General features: G+C 70.8%; 1 protein-coding gene. It reads left to right on the top strand.

The features are described from left to right. Positions 1-581: SDR family oxidoreductase (locus tag B8460_RS18675; protein WP_048863131.1), on the top strand; the 581-nt coding region annotated here is incomplete at its 5' end. Between the last annotated feature and the right edge of the window lie 457 nt (positions 582-1,038).

Below are 1,038 nucleotides of genomic sequence, written 5' to 3'. Positions count from 1 at the left end.
TGGCGGACGAGGCAGCGGTTGCCGACCTGATCGGGCGGGCCACCGCCGCGCTCGGGCCGCTTGGCGTGCTGGTCAACAACGCCAGCCTGTTCGAGCGGGACGAGTGGCATGACGCCACCCGGGCCTCGTGGGATGCCCACATGGCCATCAACCTGCGCGCCCCCTTCGTCCTGACGCAGGCCTTTGCCCGGGCGGTGCCCGCGTCGGCCGAGGGGGTGGTGATCAACTTGCTCGACCAGCGGGTCTGGTCGCTGACGCCGCACTTCGTGTCCTACACCGTGTCCAAGGCCGCGCTGTGGACGCTGACGCAGACCATGGCCCTGGCGCTCGCCCCGCGCATCCGCGTCAATGCCATCGGCCCCGGCCCCGCGCTGCCGAGCAAGCGGCAGACGGCGGCGCAGTTCGCGCGGCAGGAGGCATCGGTCCCGCTGCGCCACGGCACGACGCCCGAGGAGATCGGCCGGGCCGTCTGCGCCCTGCTTGATCTGCCGTCCGTCACGGGGCAGATGCTGGCGCTGGACGGGGGACAGCACATGAACTGGCACCCGCCGTCGCCGGACGCGGCAGCGACCGAGGAATGACGCGCCGCCCGGCGCGAACCCGACATTCAGGCGCATGGCCGTGGCCGGAATGCCGCGGTTTTTGGGGAAAGTTGTCCACGCCCGGCGGCTTATCGATTGAAACGTCGGGGCTTTGGCGCCGGCCGCGCGGCGGTGCGCGGGCCGCCTGGGGAGAAAACTACTTGACTCAGCCTTTTCAGTCACTTGGCGTTTAGCCACGGTTTTCCTTGGCGGCGCCGCAAGTGGCTTGAAATCGGCGGTTTACGGGCGCCGCCCCAATGATTGCCCACAAGGTTGTCCACAGGGGGCCGGTTGCTCCGCGGCCGACGCCGAGTCGCGCGGGGGATAGCACCAGACAAAGCGCGCATGACGCATTACATGCGCGCCGTGACGACCACGCCTGACAACACCCCTGACGCCTGCCCCGCGGACGCCCGCCCGGCGGGCGGGCCGCCGGACGCGCCGCCGTCCGACACGT

Source organism: Acidisphaera rubrifaciens HS-AP3, assembly GCF_000964365.1.
Taxonomy (GTDB): domain Bacteria; phylum Pseudomonadota; class Alphaproteobacteria; order Acetobacterales; family Acetobacteraceae; genus Acidisphaera; species Acidisphaera rubrifaciens.
This window is presented reverse-complemented; position numbering and strand designations above follow the sequence as displayed.